This is a genomic window from Pseudomonas fluorescens (genome assembly GCF_000730425.1).
GTDB lineage: Bacteria > Pseudomonadota > Gammaproteobacteria > Pseudomonadales > Pseudomonadaceae > Aquipseudomonas > Aquipseudomonas fluorescens_X.
In genome coordinates, this window is record NZ_CP008896.1 from 1365658 (window position 1) to 1384816 (window position 19159).

Consider the following 19159-nt stretch of genomic DNA (forward strand, 5'->3'; position numbering starts at 1 on the left):
AAACCGCCATCGCCGGCAAGAGGCGGGCAAGGCTCATAACAACAATAAAAAGAAGGTCACCACCATGGCCACACCTACCCCGCTGTTGCCCCACGACACCATCATCCAGGACTCCTGGCGCCGCTGTCGCGCCTTCGGCCTGGATCACCAGAGCGCTCCCAGCTTCGATCAGCTGCCAGCGGAGGGCATCAGCCAATTGCTGGAGAGCCAGCACTCGCTGATAAACACCACCCACCAGGAAGTGTTGCCCTACTACGAGAACATCCTCAGCAACTCCAACTGCCTGATCATGCTTGCCGACAACCAGGGCCAGGTCCTGAGTTCCTGGGGCACCCAGCGCTTCATCGAACCCAAGCTGGCCCGTGGTTTCAGTGCCGGGGCCGGTTGGATGGAACGCTCCACCGGCACCAACGCCATCGGCACCGCGCTGGCCTGCGCCCAGGCGGTACATATCGAGCATGACGAACACTTCCTCAAGGCCAACCGCTTCATGACCGGCTCGGCCGCACCGATCTTTGATGCCCACCGCGAAATCATTGCGGTGCTGGATGTATCCAGCGACAGCTACCTGCCGCCCTCCCACACCCTGGGCATGGTCAAGATGATGAGCCAGACCGTGGAAAACCGGTTGATCCTCAATCGGTTTGGCGGCGAACACTTCCAATTGACCTTCAATACCGGCCTGAACAACCTCGACAGCCAGTGGGCCGGCCTGCTGATCTTTGATGAAAGCGGCCACGTGCTTTCAGCCAATCGCCGCGCCGACAATCTGTTGGGCATCAGCCTTTCGCGGGTCATGATCGACAGCCTGTTCAAGGTCTCGCTGCTGGAGCTGCTCAACCAGCCCGAGGGCCTGCCTTTTGCCCTGCAGGCCGCCGGGCGCAACCGTTTCCAGTGCCTGCTCAAACGCCCCAAGCAGACGCCGGTCCAGGCCCGGGTCTTCAGCCAGCCAGCCCCCGCGGCCATTGGCCTCAAGACCCTGCACTTTGGCGATAGCCGCGTCGAAAAAGCCGTGCGCCAGGCCGAACGCCTGCTGGAAAAAGACATCCCGTTACTGATCCACGGCGAAACCGGGGTGGGCAAGGAAGTCTTCGTCAAAGCCCTGCACCAGACCAGCTCCCGCAGCCAGCAAGCATTTATCGCGGTCAACTGTGCGGCAATTCCTGCGGAACTGGTGGAATCGGAGTTGTTCGGCTACGAAAAAGGTGCATTCACCGGCGCCAATCAAAAAGGCAGCATCGGCCTGATCCGCAAGGCGGACAAAGGCACGCTGTTTCTCGATGAGATCGGTGACATGCCCTTGCCCACCCAGGCCCGCCTGCTACGAGTATTGCAGGAACGCTGTGTACAGCCCGTGGGCAGCAGCGAACTGTTCCCAGTGGACCTGCGCATTATCTCGGCCACCAATCGCTCGCTGCGTGACCAGGTGCAGATCGGACGGTTTCGTGAGGATTTGTACTACCGCATCGGCGGCCTGACGCTGCAACTGCCACCCCTGCGCGAGCGCAGCGACAAACAGGCGCTGTTCAAGCAACTGTGGCGACAGCACCGCGAACCCACGCAGTGGGCCGGGCTCAGCACCGAGGTGCTGGCGTTGTTCGAGCAACATCCCTGGCCAGGCAACTTGCGCCAGGCCAGCAGCGTGATACAGGTGGCACTGGCCATGGCCGCAGATCAACCGATCCGCCCGGAGCATCTGCCGGATGATTTTTTTATCGACCTGGGCCAAGCCTCGCCCAGCGCACCGGTGGTTATGGGCGATCGGGAGGAAAGCCAAAACCTTCAGCAACGACTGGCAGCGGTCGGCGGCAATATCTCCCACTTGGCGCGGGAGTTGGGGGTCAGCCGCAATACCTTGTACAAGCGATTACGCGACGCTACGTAGCAGTAACTGCCCCCACCCGCAGATTTATCCGACAGCGTCTAGGATTGCTACTCGGAAGATCTTGCCTCCGCTCAAGCGGCGGCTCAAAAACAGGACTTACGAAGGGACAAATCAATGTAACTATTAATAGGCCCGTCCCTTCGTACCTCCAGATACAAACCTCGAATAATCCTACATCCAGCTCGCACTATAAAAGGTGAAGCCTCTGATATTTTCTATATGTTTTCTTTCGTATCTTTAAGCCAAATAACTCAGAGTGCTGACCCATGGCTTACCACGGTTACATGTCTATCAAAGGAAAATCTCAAGGCCTGATATCGGCAGGCTGCTCAACCCAGGACTCTATCGGCAACAAATGTCAGGAGGGGCATATGGATGAAATCATGGTGATTTCTTATAACCACAACATGCTCAATACGGGCAACGTCATGGCTTCCACCCACGGCCCGGTGGTGATCACAAAGAATCTTGATAAATCCTCCCCCTTATTGGCCGTGGCGCTATCGAACAGAGAAGAACTGAACTGCGTGATCAACTTTTATCGTACCTCGCAGTCTGGTCAGCGCGAAAAATACTATTCCGTCGATATTAGGGGCTGCATTATTGCCAACCTGACGGTTGAAGTGCCGCACGCTGTTCTGTTGACCGATGTAGAGGCGCAGGAACATCTGGCCATTCGTTATCGAGAGATCATCTGGACCCATCATATCGCGGGCACCAGTGGTTATGGCTCATGGGAAACCGGGCGATGAGCTCGAAAAGCAAGAGCCGGGCCACTACGTTTCATGACTTATGGGAAGTCAGCCACGCGGCGGGAAGGCTGACCAGCCAGGCGTGCACCATCAGCGCACGCCATCTGCAGGATGGTATTACACGGTCAATATTCAATCGTGAGGTTGCGTATTACGCTCGTAGCATCGTTAGAGATGTAGAGCAGGGTAAAAAGACGGCTAATCAGGGCCTGATAGAGATAAAAACCGAACAACAAAGCCTGCTAAACCAGTCAATGGAGATTGGGCGTAAAGGTATTGGAGTTGTAGCAGGCGCGCTGCAAATAGCCACAGGCGCTGGAATTTGCTACGCCTCCGTTGGCACGCTCTGCCTTATTGCCGGGGTGCCGCTGATGGCGCATGGCGCATGGCGCAAATAACGTATATGAAAGTGGACGTAACCTGATGACAGGGCAATCGGATACGGTGGGGCCGGTACGTGGCGCGTATCAATCGGCAGCATCCGCTATGGGTTATGACGAGCGCGGGGCCAATATTGCTTATGGTTCAGTTGATATTGGACTGTCTGCCTATAGCGTTGTGAGGCACGTATTAAAACCAGATGCTTGGCGCTTATTCAGATACCTCGACAGCGATCGCGTACGAGCATACAAAACCATGAAACCTATTTCATTGGCTACTGAGACTGTTATAGACGGAATTACACTCGACCAACTTTACCGAGAGACAATAAAATGATCATTTGGTTGTTTCCAATACTGGCCTTATCAGGAGTCTTTTCCGCTTACGCTCTTAGAGTTTTAATTTCCAGTAAAAACCTAGGATACATCAGGCTATTTCTGGGCTTAATCCCGAACATGCTCTTAATGGCAATCCACTATAAAATCGCAAAATTCAATATTTTTCCAACACTTGGATACAGGCCTGAAGTAATCGACGAATACCCTTTTATAGGATGGCTGGCACTTATTTGTTTCCTACTGCATGCTGGCGCTATACCAGCCAAGCGAGATTTGACTTGGTTCTGGAAACGCTAAGTGCGCACATAACAAAAAACCCGCTATTTACAGAGAAGACAGAAGATTTAAAATCCAAGCAATGCTACAGCTATTCGTCCAAAAAAACGCCCCGAACCAGTCGGGGCGTTTTTCATTCAGCGTTTACCAATCAGGCCTGATCAGCCAACCGCCACGTCGTCCCACCCTTCCCGTCTTCCAACACCACGCCCATGGCGGTGAGTTGGTCGCGGATGCGGTCGGATTCTGCCCAGTCCTTGTTGGCACGGGCATTGAGGCGGGCCTGGATCAGTGCGTCGACTTCGGCAGCATCCACACGCCCTTCGGCGCCGGCTTGCAGAAAGTCGTCGGCTTCCATCTGCAGCACACCCAGCACGCTCGCCAGTTCTTTCAAGCGCGCCGCCAGACCCGCCGCCGCGTCGAGATCGCTCTCACGCAGACGGTTGATCTCGCGCACCATCTCGAACAGCACCGCGCAGGCTTCCGGGGTGCCGAAGTCGTCGTTCATGACTTCGGTAAACCTTGAGACGAAGGCTTCGCCGCCGGCAGGCGCTACAGAAGGCAAGCCTTTCAACGCATGGTAGAAACGCTCCAGGGCGCCCTTGGCATCCTTGAGGTTGTCTTCCGAGTAGTTGATGGCGCTGCGGTAGTGGCTCGACACCAGCAAGTAACGCACAACCTCTGGGTGGTACTTTTCCAGCACGTCGCGGATGGTGAAGAAGTTGTTCAAGGACTTGGACATCTTCTCGCCATTGATGCGAATCATGCCGCAATGCATCCACGCGTTGGCGTAGGTCTTGCCGGTGGCTGCTTCGCTCTGGGCGATTTCGTTCTCGTGGTGCGGGAACTCCAGGTCGCTGCCGCCGCCATGAATGTCGAAGGTCTCGCCCAGGCAGCAGGTGGACATCACCGAGCATTCGATGTGCCAGCCCGGACGTCCCGCGCCCCATGGTGACTCCCAGCTCGGCTCGCCGGGCTTGGTGCCTTTCCACAGCACGAAGTCCAGCGGATCTTGCTTGGCTTCGTCGACTTCGATGCGGGCGCCGATGCGCAGGTCTTCGATTTTCTTGCGCGACAACTTGCCGTAGCCCATGAACTTGGCGACGCGGTAGTACACGTCGCCATTGCCCGGGGCGTAGGCGTAGCCCTTGTCGATCAAGGTCTGGATCATCGCGTGCATGCCAGGGATGTGGTCGGTGGCGCGCGGCTCCATGTCCGGCTTGAGAATGTTGAGGCGGGCCTCGTCCTCATGCATTGCGGCGATCATGCGCTCGGTCAGCGCGTCGAACGACTCGCCGTTTTCATTGGCGCGATTGATGATCTTGTCGTCGATGTCGGTGATGTTGCGCACGTAAGTCAGGTCATAACCGCTGAAGCGCAACCAGCGGGTCACCAGGTCAAAGGCAACCATGCTGCGGCCATGGCCGATGTGGCAATAGTCGTACACGGTCATGCCGCACACGTACATGCGCACCTTGTTGCCATCCAGCGGCTTGAAGACTTCTTTGGTCTTGCTGAGTGTGTTGTAGATCGTTAGCACGATGAATCCTTAAGACTGATCACTGGCCCCACGAATCACGCAAGGTCACGGTACGGTTGAATACCGGATGACCAGGTTTCGAGTCCTTGATATCTGCGCAGAAGTAGCCTTCGCGCTCGAACTGGAAACGGTCTTCCGGCTGTGCGTCGCCAAGCGATGGCTCGGCACGACAACCAGTAAGTACTTGCAGGGAGTCAGGGTTGATGTTGTCGAGGAAACTGGCGCTGTCTTCGGCCTTCTCTGGGTTGGCCGAGCGGAACAGGCGATCGTACAGGCGCACTTCGCACTCGACGCTGGCAGCAGCCGGCACCCAGTGCACGACACCTTTGACCTTGCGGCCTTCCGGGTTCTTGCCCAGGGTATCCGGATCGTACGAGCAACGCAGTTCGACGATGTTGCCATCGGCGTCCTTGATGGCTTCGTCGGCACGGATCACGTAGCTGCCACGCAGGCGTACTTCGCCGTTCGGCTCCAGGCGCTTGTAGCCTTTTGGCGGCTCTTCCATGAAGTCATCGCGGTCGATGTAGATTTCACGGGCGAACGGCAGCTTGCGCACGCCGAGCTCTTCCTTCTGTGGATGACGCGGCAGTTCGAGGTTCTCGACCTGGTCTTGCGGGTAATTGGTGATCACGACTTTCAACGGACGCAGCACGCACATGGCGCGTGGTGCGTTCGCATCGAGGTCCTGGCGGATGCTGAATTCAAGCATGCCGAAGTCGACCACGCCGTCGGAGCGGTTGGTACCGACCATGTCGCAGAAGTGGCGGATCGAAGCCGGGGTGTAGCCACGACGGCGGAAACCCGACAGGGTCGACATGCGCGGGTCATCCCAGCCATGGACGTGCTTTTCATCGACCAGTTGCTTGAGCTTGCGCTTGCTGGTGATGGTGTAGTTCAGGTTCAGGCGGCTGAATTCATACTGGCGCGGGTGTGCCGGCACCGGCAGGCTGTCCAGGAACCATTCGTACAACGGGCGATGGCTTTCGAACTCCAGGGTGCAGATGGAGTGGGTGATGCCTTCGATGGCGTCCGACTGACCGTGGGTGAAGTCGTAGTTGGGGTAGATGCACCACTTGTCACCGGTCTGGTGGTGATGGGCATGACGGATGCGGTACATGATCGGGTCGCGCAGGTTCATGTTCGGCGAGGCCATGTCGATCTTGGCCCGCAGTACACGGGCGCCGTCCGGGAACTCACCGTCGCGCATGCGGGTGAACCAGTCCAGGTTCTCTTCTACCGAACGGTCGCGGAACGGGCTGTTCTTGCCCGGCTCGGTCAGGGTGCCACGGTACTCCTTGGCCTGCTCGGGGCTCAGGTCGTCGACGTAGGCCTTGCCGGCCTTGATCAGCTCCACGGCCCAGTCGAACAACTGGTCGAAATACTTGGAGGCATAGCGCACTTCACCGGACCATTCAAAGCCCAGCCACTTGATGTCGCTTTCGATGGCGTCGATGTATTCCTGGTCTTCCTTGGCCGGGTTGGTGTCGTCGAAACGCAGGTGCGTGACGCCACCGAACTCCTGGGCCAGGCCGAAGTTCACACAGATCGACTTGGCGTGGCCGATATGCAGGTAACCGTTGGGCTCAGGCGGGAAACGGGTGACGATCTGCGTGTGCTTGCCCGAATCCAGGTCCGCCTGGATGATCGGGCGCAGGAAATTGACCGGGACGGCAGGTCCGGCCTTGGAATTCGAGGTAGGGTCGACAGTGGGCTTGCTCATAGGATCCTTGAACAGACAGGTACGTGGCCGGGTCAGGCCAGACAAACAAAGGGCTTATCATAGCCGATGCTGTCAAGCACCTGACAGGGCAGGCTCAAAAACTGCTGCATTTATTGCATGGGTGGTGAAAAACCACCTCGAAATTCCTGCAGGGCACGCTAAACTGCGCGCCTTGGCAGCACGTTGCCAAACAGGTGCAGGCGTGTGACGCGCCAGACCCCACGAATTCCTTGAAAGAGTAGTGAACATGACTCAAGTCAAACTCAGCACCAATCACGGTGACATCGTCATCGAGCTGAACACCGAGAAAGCGCCGACCACCGTCGCCAACTTCATCGAATACGTTAACGCCGGCCACTACGAAAACACTGTTTTCCACCGTGTCATCGGCAACTTCATGATCCAGGGCGGCGGTTTCGAGCCTGGCATGAAAGAAAAGAAAGACAAGCGTCCAAGCATCCAGAACGAAGCGGACAACGGCCTTTCCAACGACAAGTACACCGTCGCCATGGCCCGTACCATGGAGCCGCATTCGGCCTCCGCGCAGTTCTTCATCAACGTGGCCGACAACGCCTTCCTGAACCATAGCGCCAAGACCGTGCAGGGTTGGGGCTACGCGGTGTTCGGCAAAGTGACCGAAGGCCAGGACATCGTCGACAAGATCAAAGGCGTGCAGACCACCGGTAAAGCCGGGCACCAGGACGTTCCGGTAGAAGACGTGATCATCGAGAAAGCCGAGATCATTGCGTGATATTGCTGATTTCAGACTTGCATCTGGAAGAGGAGCGCCCGGATATTACCCGGGCGTTTCTGGATTTACTGCACGGTCGCGCCCGTGGTGCGCAAGCGTTGTACATCCTGGGAGACTTTTTCGAAGCCTGGATTGGCGACGATGGCATGACCCCGTTCCAGCGTTCGATTTGCGAAGCACTGCGTGAGCTGAGCGAGAGTGGCACCCAACTATTCCTGATGCACGGCAACCGGGATTTCCTGATCGGCAAGGCCTTCTGCAAAGCTGCAGGGGCGACCTTGCTCAAGGACCCCACCGTCGTGCAGTTGTATGGCGAGCCCGTGCTGTTGATGCACGGCGACAGCCTGTGTACCCGCGACCTCGGCTATATGAAGCTGCGGCGCATCCTGCGTAACCCCATCGTGCTGTTTATCCTGCGTCACCTGCCCTTGCGCACCCGCCATAAACTGGCGCGCAAGCTGCGCAGTGAAAGCCGGGCGCAGGTGCGCATGAAGGCCAACGATATTGTCGATGTGACGCCCGAGGAAGTACCACGGGTGATGCAGGCCTTCGGCGTGCGCACCCTGGTCCATGGCCACACCCACCGCCCGGCCATTCACAAGTTGCAGATTGGCGAACAGGCGGCCAAGCGCATTGTGCTGGGCGATTGGGACAAGCAAGGCTGGGCGCTGCAAGTGGATGAGCAAGGTTTCCAGCTGGCGGCGTTTGACTTCGTCAACCCGCAGTTGGCGTTGCCTGGCGCCTGACTTACAAACAACACGAATCAAATGTGGGAGCGGGCTTGCTCGCGAATGCGCTGCGTCAGTCACCTAAGGTGTCGACTGACACAGCGCATTCGCGAGCAAGCCCGCTCCCACATTTTTGACCGCGTGCGCTGCAAGATCAGTGACCCGACGCTGCCGGCCCCGCCTTCGCCGTAAACGGTGGCTTGGCCAGCCACACCAGCAGGATCAAGCCCATGAACATCCACCCCAGCAACGTGAAGTAGTCCACGGTAGACATCATGTACGCCTGGCTGGTGAGAACCTGGTCCAGTTGCGCATAAGCCTTGTGGCCGGCGCCACCCAGGGCGTTCAGTGCATCACGGGTGGCCGAGTCGTACACACTCATGCTCTCGCTCATGTAGGCATGGTGCTGGTCAGCCCGGCGAATCCAGATCCAAGTGGTCAGCGATGCCGCAAAGCTGCCGCCCAGGGTCCGCAGGAAGGTTGCCAGGCCCGCACCGTCGGCAATCTGGTGTGGCGGCAGGTCGGACATCAGGATGCTCAAGGTCGGCATAAAGAACAGCGCTACGCCGATACCCATGAACAGTTGCACCATGGCGATATGCTGGAAGTCCACTTGATTGGTAAAGCCGGCACGCATAAAGCAGCTCAGGCCAATCGCCAGGAACGCCAGGCCGGCCAGCAGCCTCAAGTCGAACCTGTGTGCGTACTTGCCGACAAAGGGCGACATCAGCACCGGCAGGATGCCGATCGGCGCCACGGCCAACCCGGCCCAGGTGGCGGTGTAGCCCATCTGTGTCTGTAGCCATTGCGGCAGGATCAGGTTGATACCGAAGAACCCGGCGTAGCCCAGCACCAGCACAAGGGTGCCGATGCGGAAATTGCGGTGGGCAAACAGGCGCAGGTTGACCACCGGATGTTTGTCGGTCATTTCCCAGATCACGAACACCGCCAGGGCGACCACTGAGATGGCCGCACCGATGATGATGAAATTGGACTCGAACCAGTCCAGGTCATTGCCCTTATCGAGAATGACCTGCAAGGCACCGACCCCGACGATCAGGCTCAACAGGCCGACATAATCCATCGGCTGATGGCTGGTCACCACCGGTCGCTTCTTGAGCTGCGAACGCACCACCATCACCGCAAAGATCCCGATGGGCACGTTGATAAAGAAGATCCACGGCCAGCTGTAACTGTCGGTAATCCAGCCGCCAAGAATCGGACCCGCAATCGGCGCGACCACCGTCACCATCGCCAGCAATGCCAGGGCCATGCCGCGCCGGGCAGGCGGATAGACGGCGATCAGCAGCGTCTGGGTCATCGGGTACAAGGGCCCTGCTACCAAGCCTTGCAGCACCCGAAAACCGATCAGCTCGGGCATCGAGGTAGACACGCCACACAGGAACGAGGCCAGCACAAACAGCAGGGTGGCCCATAAAAACAGCTTCACTTCGCCAAAGCGCCGGCTCAACCAACCGGTCAGCGGCAGCGCGATGGCATTGCTTACGGCAAATGAGGTGATGACCCAGGTCCCCTGCTCCGAACTCACCCCCAGGTTGCCGGAGATGGTCGGCAGCGCCACATTGGCGATGGTGGTGTCGAGCACCTGCATAAAAGTCGCCAGGGACAGGCCAATGGTGGCCATCAGCAAGCTCGGCGGCGTGAAGGAGGCGTTATTGCTCATCAGCGTTGTGCTGCCTTGGGCGTGGCCACGCTGTTGTCATGGATCAACTGGGTGATCATCGCGTCGGCCTCGGCCAACTGGCGGTCATACACATTGGTGCTGAACGAAGCTTTTTGCGGCGGTTGTTGCGCCAGCACCGGGCCGCTCTGGTCGTGCAGGTTGACGTCCACCTGGGTCGACAAGCCCACCCGCAACGGGTGCTGGGCCAACTCCTGGGCATTGATATGGATGCGTACCGGCACCCGTTGCACGATCTTGATCCAGTTGCCCGTGGCGTTCTGCGCCGGCAGCAAGGCAAATGCGCTACCGGTGCCAGCACCGAGGCTGTCGACGGTGCCGCTGTACTTCACGTCGCTGCCGTAGATATCAGCCTCGATATCCACCGGCTGGCCAATGCGCATCTGGCGCAGTTGGGTTTCCTTGAAGTTGGCGTCGATCCACAGTTGGTCCAGGGGAATCACCGCCATCAACGCGGTACCCGGTTCGACCCGCTGGCCCAGTTGCACGGTGCGCTTGGCCACATAGCCGGTGACGGGGGCGATCAGGGTGCTGCGCGCATTGGTCAGGTAGGCCTGGCGCAGTTGCGCAGCCGCTGCCTGCACATCGGGGTGAGACGAAATCACCGTGTCATCCACCAACGCGGTGGAGGTATTGAGCTGCTGTTGCAGGTTGGCCAGTGAATTGCTCGCCGCGCTCAGGGCGTCGCGGGCATGGGACAGCTCTTCGAGGGAAATCGCGCCACCCTGTGCGAGGATCCGGCGGCGGTTGAAGTTGTCCTGGGCGGTTTGCACCTGGGCTTTTTGCGCCTGCACCTGGGCTTTCATGCCATCTACATTGCTGTACAAGCCGCGCACCTGGCGCACCGTGCGTGCCAGGTTGGCCTGGGCACTTTGCAGGCCGACAGCTGCGTCGTTGGGGTCAAAATTGATCAGCACCTGGCCTTCGTGAACCAGGTCGCCATCGTCGGCACCAATGCTGACCACGGTGCCGGTGACCAACGGGGTGATTTCCACGACATTGCCGTTGACGTAGGCATCATCGGTGCTTTCGCTCCAGCGGCCATACAACTGGTACCAGCCCCAGACGCCCACGATGCAGAGCACGACGATCAGCGTCAGGCCCAACAACATGACTTTGCGTTTGCGCGGGTTACTGTCGCTGGGTTCGGATTGAGCGGTGTTGTTTGCTTGGGCAGTCGCCATGACAAATACCTTGGGTTAATCAGTGCGCCCTACTCGCTGGAGCGTGATGGGATCACCCGCAGCAATCAGGATTTTTTTCAGGATGTTTTCCAGTGCCTGCAACTCCCCCGGTTCCAGTACGCCCGCCAGTTGGTTCAGGGCCTGGGCGCCGATCTGCGGCAACATGTCCGCCAGGCGCTGGCCCTCGTCGGTCAGCACCAACTGCACCTGGCGCCGATCCTGTTCGGAGCGCTTGCGCGCCAGCAGGTCTTTTTGCTCCAGGCGGTCGAGCATGCGGGTCATCGAACCGCTGTCCAGGGACAGGTTGCGGCATAGCTCTGCCGGGGTATCGACGCCGAACTGGGCCATGATGATCAACACCTTGAACTGCGCGGCAGTGATGCCGTGGGGTTCCATATGGGTGTCGATGATGCGGTCCTTGAGAATCGCGGCGCGCCCGAGCAACAACCCGAGATGGCAGGTGTGGAAGTTTTCCGGGGTGAAGTGTTCCATCGAAAGTCACCTTATTACTGCCTAGGCAGTGAATATGTGACTAAATATTACTGCCTAGGCAGCGAATGTCAAACAAATAGTTAGGTTGCTTGGTAATTCACCGAGGGCTGGAGGCCGGTTGAACGTTTGGGATACCCCACAACACAACTGTAGGCGCTGGCTTGCCAGCGATAGCGGTGTGTCAGGCACTGGAAATAGTGACTGAACTACCGTGATCGCTGGCAAGCCAGCGCCTACAGTTTGGTGTGCGTTTAGCCGTCAGAAATCCCGCTTGTAGAAGATATCCAGGGAACTGGCCACGCCGCTGGCCACTTCCAGGTACACCCGCTTGCTCAGCAGGTAACGCAAGGCAATGGTGCTGGCCGGCTCGAACACCCCGACCCCATACCGCAGGCTGAGTTTTTCGGTGATCTTGCCGCTGGCCACCACCGCTGTATTGGTGCCACTGCCCTGGGTGTCCAGTTCAAAGTCCTGGATCCCCAGGTTCTTGGCAATATCGGACGTCACGCCGGCACTGCCCATCAAACCCAGGCCCAGCGCCGCTTGCGCCAGCATGTTGTTGTCTTCGCCGGTGGTGCTCAACGGACGCCCCAGCACCAGGTAGGACAGCGCCTGCTCCTGGCTCATGGCCGGTTCCGAGAAGATTTGCGTGGTCGGCTGTTCGGCGCTGCCGCTCAGGCGGATACCGGCGATCACGTCGTCGGTCTTGCGGATGGCTTCAATATCCAGATACGGCTGGTCGAGTGGCCCGGCGAACAGCAGGCGCGCACGGCGCACGTCGAGTTTCTGGCCGTAGGCACGGTAGCGGCCATCGTTGAGCCAGAGCTCGCCACGGGTGTCCAGGTTGTCGCCGATATGCACCCGGCCCTGGACCTTGGCCGTCAGGCCGAAGCCGGCAAAGTTGAGCTGGTCCTCGCCCACAACCACGTTGATATCCATGGCCATGGCCATCGGCGGCTTGCCCTCTTCGGTCTGGCTGCCGACGATCACCGTGTCATCCGAGACTTTGACCGTCGACGGCGGCAGCTCGCGCACGGTGATATCGCCGCGCGGGATGTGGACGTTGCCGGCAATCGCCAACTTGTCGTCCTTGAGGGTGATCTTCAGGTCAGGCGCCACTTCCAGCTTGGCGTAGGGTTCGACCGTCACCGGTAACTGTGAACCCTGCAGGCTGAGGTCAACGACCAGGGCACGCCCCCAGTCGATCTGCCCCTTGAGGCTGCCCTGGCCGGCCTTGCCACTGCGCCAGCCGCCATTGAGCTGTACGCTTTCACCGGCAATCAGTGCCTGCACGTTCAGGCCTTCAAGGCTGATGGGCAGCTCAGGCCCGGAAACCTCGCCGGCGATCAGGTTGACGTTGCCGTTGACCTGGGGCGCCAGCAACCCGCCGGAGATCCGCCCGCTGCCATTGAGCTTGCCACTGAGTTTTTCCACCATCGGCACAAACGGCCGCGCGACCGCCAGGTCCAGGCCGGTGAGGCTGAAGTTGCCGGAGATCGGCTTGTTTTTCGCCAAGGGGTTGATCTGTGTCTGTAGCAGCAACTCACCGAGCTTGCCGCCGCGAAAATTCAGCTGGGTATCGATGCGCGTGGGGTTGAGTGTGGTTTCCAGCTTGAGGGTGTCGTAGGGGAAATCCAGCCACTGGTCCTTATCCTTGACCCGCAGCAGGCCGCCACTGGCATCCACCGCGACCAGGCCCTTGGGGCCGCTAGCCGGCAGGTCGAGCTGGATATCGGCATTGAGCTTGCCCTGCCAGGCAAAATCCTTGGGCAGCCATTGCGCCAGGCTGTCGATAGGGAACTGCTTGAGGTGGTAACGCAGCTTGGGATCGGGCATCAGCCGCTGGTCTTCGCCACACAGGCTGGCGGGGCCGGAAACCCAGCAATGGGCGGCGAAAGTCAGCCTGCCGTCGGCCAGGCGCTCGATTTTCGCCGGAGCCTGCAGTTTCCAGTCCTGGCCACCGGCCTGTACGTCGCCACTGGCCAGGCGCCCACGCCAGTTGCCTTTGTCGAGGGTGCCGTCCAGGGCCAGGGCCAGTTTGACCAGGGGGCCCATCAGGTCCAGTTGGACTTTCTGGTTTTTGATATCGCCCTGGGCGCTGGCGGTCAGGGTGCCGACCTGGGTGTCGCCGGCCTGGATGCCGCTGCCCTTGAGGTCGATCTTCGCCCGTTGTGCGCTATCAAGCGCCGCGTCCAGGCTGAGGGCTTGCAGGCGGTTATCTTCAAACGCCAGTTGCTGCCCCTTGAGGTCGAGCTTGCCTTGGGGCGCCTGCAACGTACCGGCCACATCGAGCCGGCCATTGATCTGCCCACGCAACTGCGGCCACAGCTGTGCCAGGTGTGCGAGCTTGATGTCGATCTGCCCGGCCAGGCGTTGCTGCAGGCTGCCACTGCCGTTGATGCGGTTGTCACCCAGGCGGATATCCAGATTGGCCAGGGTCCACTGCTCGCCCGCGCCTTCGGCCTTGGCGGCCAGCACCGCGGGCTGGCCGCGCAGGCGGCCCTTGAGGTCGAGGTCCGCATTGAGCTTGAGTTGCTGGTTTTTCATTTCACCCTGGCTGCGCAGCGGCCCGGCGAGCGTGCCCGGCAGTTCCGCGACCCAGTACGCCGGGTTGATCGCCGACAAGTCCAGCGCCGTATCCCAGGCGATGCCATCGGCAAATTGCAGGTTCAGGTGGCCTTCGGCCTTACCCTGGCCGGCGACCAGCTTCAGTTCCGGCAGGAACACCTGGGTCAGGTCGCCGCTCAATGGCGTGACCAGGCTGAACTGGCCGGCCGGGCCATCGAGGTCGGCCTTGAGATTGCCCAGGTAGTTGCCGTCCTTGTAGGAGACTTCGCCGTTGAAGGTGCGCAACACCACTTGCGGCTCGTCAATCACCGGATAGAGGCGATGCCAGGGAAAGTCCAGCCAGTCGATCTTTGCGTCCGCGCTGAAACCCTGTTGCCAATCCAGCTGGGCACTGAGCTTGAGGCTTTGCTTGTCCCCGGCGGTCAGCTCCAGGCCGGCGACCTGCGCCCCCTTGGCGTCGACCCGGCCTTGCAGCAACAGGTCAACCGGGCCTTTTTCCGCTGGCAAAACGGCTTTGCCCAGCAACTGATAACCCTTGCCCAGGTCGCCGCTGGCCGTCAGGTCCAGTTGGTTGAGCTGCAAAGTATCCGGCAGGTCGGCGGCGGGTTTGAAGCCATCGGCGGTGATATGCAGTTGTGCTGGCAGGTTCTCGACCAAAGGTTGCAGTTCGCCGCTGAGTTTGGCGGGCAGGTAGCCGGTGCTGTCGGCGTCGAGCTTGAGCGTCTTGAGCAAGTCACCCGTAACATTCAGCGCCACGGCCCATGGCGCACCACCCGGGGCGTAGGGCAGGCTCAGGTTGCCGGTCGCCGTCAACGGCCAGTCGCCGGTAGGTTGCAGCAAGCCGCTGAGGTCCAGCACCAGGCCATCGCGTTGCAGGTGCACCGTATCGATCTTCATTCCTTCGCCGGTCCAGCGTGCCGCCAGTTGCAGGCCCTGGAGTTCTTCGCTGCCGTTGAACAGCAAGCTGCCGACGCGCACGTCGCCCAGCTCGATGGCCACGGGCAGGTCCAGCTCAGGCAAGGTAATCGGCCCGCTGCTTTCTTCGGTGCTGGGTGGGAACTGCAGGCTGACCTGCTCCACGTCCAGTCGCTGGATGCACAGGGTCATGCGCAGCAGACACGCTGGCGACCAGTCGAATTTCGGTGCACTCAGCGCCACACGGCTGCTGTCTTGTTGCCACAGCAGATGATCGGCGCTCCATTGCCCGCCCAGGCGGCCCTGGAAGTTGTCCACGGTCAAACCCGCAACCTGGCCGAGGGCCCAGCGACTGCCGGTTTGCGTACCCAGTACGCTCCATACGGCCAGTGGCACTAAGGCGGCGACCGCTACCACGCTCAAGCCCGCTATTTTCAAACCACGTTTCACAGCTCAGGCCCCATGGAAAAATGCAAACGAATACCGCCCGGATCTTCCAGGGCATGGGCCAGGTCAAGACGAATCGGGCCAACCGGCGACACCCAGCGCACGCCCACGCCGACCCCGGTTTTCAGGCTCGGCAATTCCAGGCTGTCAAAGGAGTTGCCCTGGTCGACAAAGGTCGCGATCCGCCATTTTTCGGCAATGGAATATTGATATTCGGCGCTCAAGGCCACCATGTAGCGGCCACCGATGCGATCGCCCTCGTTGTTTTCCGGGGACAGCGTCTGATACTCGTAGCCGCGCACGCTCTGGTCGCCACCGGCAAAAAAGCGCAGGGACGGGGGCACGGACCTGTAGCCGTTGGTGGCACTGCCGCCAAACTGCGCGCGGCCGAGCAAGCGATGCTTGTCCCACACGGTGGTCAAGCCCTTGATCATGGCGGTGCCGTAAAGCAGGTTGGTGTCCGAGCCCAGCCCTTCCTTGGCCACCTTGGTATCGAATTGCAGGCGGTAGCCGTTATGGGGGTCGATGCGGTTGTCGCTGCGCAGGTAGGAATAGCTGATTCCCGGCATCAGCAGATTGCTCAAGCCGGAATCATCCCCCAGACGATATTCTTCGCGCTGCCATTTGAGCGAGATCACCCGCGTCCAGCCGCTGGGCAATTTGCTGTGCCATTCGGGGCCGAGGGTGAGCAGTTTGCTGAGGGTGTCGGTATTGGCCAGTTCTTCGTTCTGGTAGCCACCGGCAAAGCGCAGCTTGTCGGTCAGTGGCGGATCGAGAGGGATGTCGTACCACAGGCCGACGTTCTGCCGGGGCGCCGACAGTTCCGCCTCCCAGCCATAGCTGTGCCCCTGGGGGTTGACCCAGTGGCGCGTCCAGTTGGCCTTGCCGCGCGGGCCGACGTCGGTGGAAAAACCCAGGCCCAGCCCCATCGTCCGGGGTTTGCGGGTTTCCAGCTGGACCGCCACCGGGATCACATCATTGGCCGCTGCGGCCGGGGCCGCGTCCACCCGCACGCCCTCGAAATAACCGCTCGATTGCAGGGCCTGGTTCAGCTCGGCAATCAGCTCGGAATCGTAAGGAGTGCCACTCTGGAACGGCACCATGCGTTGCAACAGTTCTTCATCAAAAGGGGTATCGCCGGCAAAGTTGACCTTGCCGAGGGTGTAGCGCGGGCCGCTGTCGTAGACCAGCTCGATATCGGCCACGCCCGCCTGTGGGTCGACGGACAGTTTCTGTTGGGTAAAACGGCCACTGAAATAGCCGAACCGCGAGGCCTGGTTCTGGATCAGGCGCTTGGCGTCTTCGTAATGGCCGTGGTTGAGTACGGCGCCGGGCTTGAGGTCTTTGCTGTCGGGCACACGAAAGGATTTGAGCTCGGCCGCCGGGCCGTCCACCCGAATCGTGACATTACGCAGGTGCACGGGCTCCCCGGGGTCGATGCTGAGGATCAGGCGCGGGTTCTTGCCGGCCTTGACCTCACTGGCAATCTGCGGCTGATAAAAGCCCAGTGCCTGGGCGGCCTTGCGCGCCTGCTCCTCGGCGCCACGGCTGAAGCGCAGCAAGGCCTCTTCATCACGCTCGCCAACCCCGCCGATATAGCCTTCGATATTGGCTTTCAGCGCATCGTTTGAAGGTTTGACCCGTACGTCCAGTTCGCTTTGCGCCAAGGCACCGCAGCTTGTGAACAGCAGAATCAAGCCGCTGGTAACTCTATTCGGAAACGTCATAGGCGCGGATGCTACACGACCGGAGGAGCATCTTAGAACCGTGAATCGTCTGAATAATTCTCCGTTAAGACGTTGCAGGTCGTAACACCTGGGGATTGGGATGGAAAAACACATGCTCCAGGATAGGTCCTACAGCCACCTCTCCCACTTCCTCATAGCCCTGGCGCTTGTAGAACTCCAGGTACAACGGGTTGCCGGTGTCCAGCACCACACCTTGTGAATGGGGGTCTTCGGCGCACCAATCATGCACCGCTTCCAATAGTTGCTCCCCGTAATGCTTGCCCTGGAACTGCGGGTGGATCCCCAGCAGCGGCAATACATGCACCGACTCGGACGGCAGGCACGCCAATACAGCCTGATGGTATTCGAGGTAGCGCCGGGTGCACCGCAAGCCCGTGCTCAGCCACATGCGCAATTGCCAGGCCCAGCTTTCCGTGATGCCCAGGCGCCGTTGCGGAGGGGCGATCAGGGCGATGCCGATCAGGCGGTCATTGACCAACAGGCCAATCGCCGGCAGTTCCTGGAGAAAGTGCTGCTTGACCAACTCGCGCACGGTGGCACGCACCCGCTGCTCATAGCCCGAGCGTTCGGCCTCGAACAGATAGGCGAAGGTCGGCTCATGGCGATAAGCGTGGTACAGCAGCGAGCGAGCTTCGCGGGAATAGCCGCTGTCGAGCAGGTGCACTTGGGCAACGGCGGTCGAGGTGTCGGGCATCTGTCGTCTCTCCCCTGGACGCCACTCAAAGAGGTCGCGCTCTTATTGTTACGAGCCCGGGGCAACTGAGTCGTTCCGTGCCATTGGCTCCTTGAGAGACATTAGCAGTGCATCTGTCCTACCGCCACGCTGGCCCCCGTCCGACTTGTCGGCTAGCATCGCCCTTTTGCCAGACTGGACTGCCGACCATGAAAATCGTCTCCTTCAATATCAACGGGCTGCGCGCCCGGCCTCATCAGTTGGCGGCCCTGATCGACAAACATCAACCGGATGTGATCGGTCTGCAGGAAACCAAGGTCCACGACGACCAGTTCCCTCTAGCCGAAGTCCAGGCCCTGGGCTATCACGTGTACTACCACGGGCAGAAAGGCCATTACGGTGTCGCCCTGCTCTCGCGCCAGGAACCGCTGGCCCTGCACAAGGGGTTTGCCAGCGACGAAGAGGATGCCCAGCGCCGCTTTATCTGGGGCACCTTCGCCGATGAACACGGTCACCCGATCACCATCATGAATGGCTATTTCCCACAGGGCGAAAGCCGCGATCACCCCACCAAGTTCCCAGCCAAGCAGCGCTTCTACGAAGACCTGCAACAGTTGCTGGAAACCCAGTTCAGCAATGATCAGGCGTTGGTGGTGATGGGCGACGTGAACATTTCGCCCGAAGATTGCGATATCGGCATCGGTGCCGACAACGCCAAGCGCTGGCTGAAGACCGGCAAGTGCAGCTTCCTGCCGGAAGAGCGCGAATGGATGGCGCGCCTGAAGAACTGGGGCCTGACCGACAGCTTCCGGCACCTGAACCCGGACGTGGCGGACCGCTTCAGTTGGTTCGATTACCGCAGCCGGGGTTTTGAAGACGAGCCCAAGCGCGGCCTGCGTATCGACCTGATCATGGCCTCCAATGGCCTGTTGCCACGGATCAAGGATGCTGGCGTGGACTACGAGTTGCGTGGCCTGGAGAAACCGTCGGACCATGCGCCGATCTGGCTGGAATTGAGCTAAGCCCCACCCTGTGTAGGAACCGGCTTGCCGGCGATGA

13 protein-coding genes and 1 pseudogene are annotated in these 19159 nt (G+C 59.9%); 6 read left to right on the forward strand and 8 right to left on the reverse strand.

The features are described 5' to 3' along the window. Nucleotides 1-64: 64 nt before the first annotated feature. From HZ99_RS05690 to HZ99_RS05700, 3 genes and pseudogenes are all read left to right on the forward strand, one after another. A complete protein-coding gene (locus HZ99_RS05690) occupies nt 65-1885 on the forward strand; it encodes a sigma-54-dependent Fis family transcriptional regulator (RefSeq protein WP_038441765.1) in 1821 nt (606 codons plus the stop codon). A gap of 266 nt (nt 1886-2151) precedes the next feature. After that, on the forward strand, nt 2152-2637 hold the full coding sequence (locus HZ99_RS05695; protein ID WP_038441766.1) for an Hcp family type VI secretion system effector: 486 nt from the start codon (nt 2152-2154) through the stop codon (nt 2635-2637). Beyond that, nucleotides 2634-3354: pseudogene (locus HZ99_RS05700) on the forward strand (DUF4225 domain-containing protein). The gene HZ99_RS05695 and the pseudogene HZ99_RS05700 overlap by 4 nt, the downstream one beginning before the upstream one ends. Nucleotides 3355-3783: 429 nt before the next feature. Here the strand turns inward: HZ99_RS05700 and cysS are convergent. After that, on the reverse strand, nt 3784-5172 hold the full coding sequence (cysS, locus tag HZ99_RS05710) for a cysteine--tRNA ligase (RefSeq protein WP_038441769.1): 1389 nt from the start codon (nt 5170-5172) through the stop codon (nt 3784-3786). A gap of 19 nt (nt 5173-5191) precedes the next feature. Then, a complete protein-coding gene (locus HZ99_RS05715) occupies nt 5192-6892 on the reverse strand; it encodes a glutamine--tRNA ligase/YqeY domain fusion protein (protein ID WP_038441770.1) in 1701 nt (566 codons plus the stop codon). Between the two features lie 247 nt (nt 6893-7139). Between HZ99_RS05715 and HZ99_RS05720 the strand changes: the two genes are divergently transcribed. Continuing rightward, nucleotides 7140-7643: a peptidylprolyl isomerase gene (locus tag HZ99_RS05720; RefSeq protein WP_038441771.1), complete on the forward strand. Its 504-nt coding sequence runs from the start codon at nt 7140-7142 to the stop codon at nt 7641-7643. Beyond that, nucleotides 7640-8389: a UDP-2,3-diacylglucosamine diphosphatase gene (gene lpxH, locus HZ99_RS05725; RefSeq protein WP_038441773.1), complete on the forward strand. Its 750-nt coding sequence runs from the start codon at nt 7640-7642 to the stop codon at nt 8387-8389. Before HZ99_RS05720 ends, lpxH begins: the two co-directional genes overlap by 4 nt. Before the next feature lie 136 nt (nt 8390-8525). Here lpxH and HZ99_RS05730 read toward each other — a convergent pair whose 3' ends face one another. The 6 genes from HZ99_RS05730 to HZ99_RS05755 all read right to left on the reverse strand — a co-directional run bounded on the left by HZ99_RS05730 (nt 8526) and on the right by HZ99_RS05755 (nt 18121). After that, complete coding sequence (locus tag HZ99_RS05730) at nt 8526-10055, reverse strand: DHA2 family efflux MFS transporter permease subunit (RefSeq protein ID WP_038441774.1); 1530 nt, start codon at nt 10053-10055, stop codon at nt 8526-8528. Beyond that, nucleotides 10055-11257, reverse strand: coding sequence for an efflux RND transporter periplasmic adaptor subunit (locus HZ99_RS05735; RefSeq protein ID WP_038441776.1), 1203 nt, complete (start codon nt 11255-11257; stop codon nt 10055-10057). Before HZ99_RS05735 ends, HZ99_RS05730 begins: the two co-directional genes overlap by 1 nt. A gap of 15 nt (nt 11258-11272) precedes the next feature. Continuing rightward, nucleotides 11273-11749: a MarR family winged helix-turn-helix transcriptional regulator gene (locus HZ99_RS05740; protein ID WP_038441777.1), complete on the reverse strand. Its 477-nt coding sequence runs from the start codon at nt 11747-11749 to the stop codon at nt 11273-11275. Nucleotides 11750-12007: 258 nt separating this feature from the next. Continuing rightward, complete coding sequence (locus HZ99_RS05745; protein WP_038441779.1) at nt 12008-15682, reverse strand: translocation/assembly module TamB domain-containing protein; 3675 nt, start codon at nt 15680-15682, stop codon at nt 12008-12010. Next, on the reverse strand, nt 15679-17406 hold the full coding sequence (locus tag HZ99_RS05750; protein WP_038441780.1) for an autotransporter assembly complex protein TamA: 1728 nt from the start codon (nt 17404-17406) through the stop codon (nt 15679-15681). Before HZ99_RS05750 ends, HZ99_RS05745 begins: the two co-directional genes overlap by 4 nt. A 64-nt stretch (nt 17407-17470) precedes the next feature. Further along, nucleotides 17471-18121, reverse strand: a complete 651-nt coding sequence (locus tag HZ99_RS05755) for a GNAT family N-acetyltransferase (RefSeq protein WP_038441781.1) — start codon at nt 18119-18121, stop codon at nt 17471-17473. Nucleotides 18122-18309: 188 nt separating this feature from the next. Between HZ99_RS05755 and xthA the strand changes: the two genes are divergently transcribed. Then, a complete protein-coding gene (gene xthA / locus HZ99_RS05760; RefSeq protein ID WP_038441783.1) occupies nt 18310-19122 on the forward strand; it encodes an exodeoxyribonuclease III in 813 nt (270 codons plus the stop codon). Nucleotides 19123-19159: the final 37 nt, after the last annotated feature.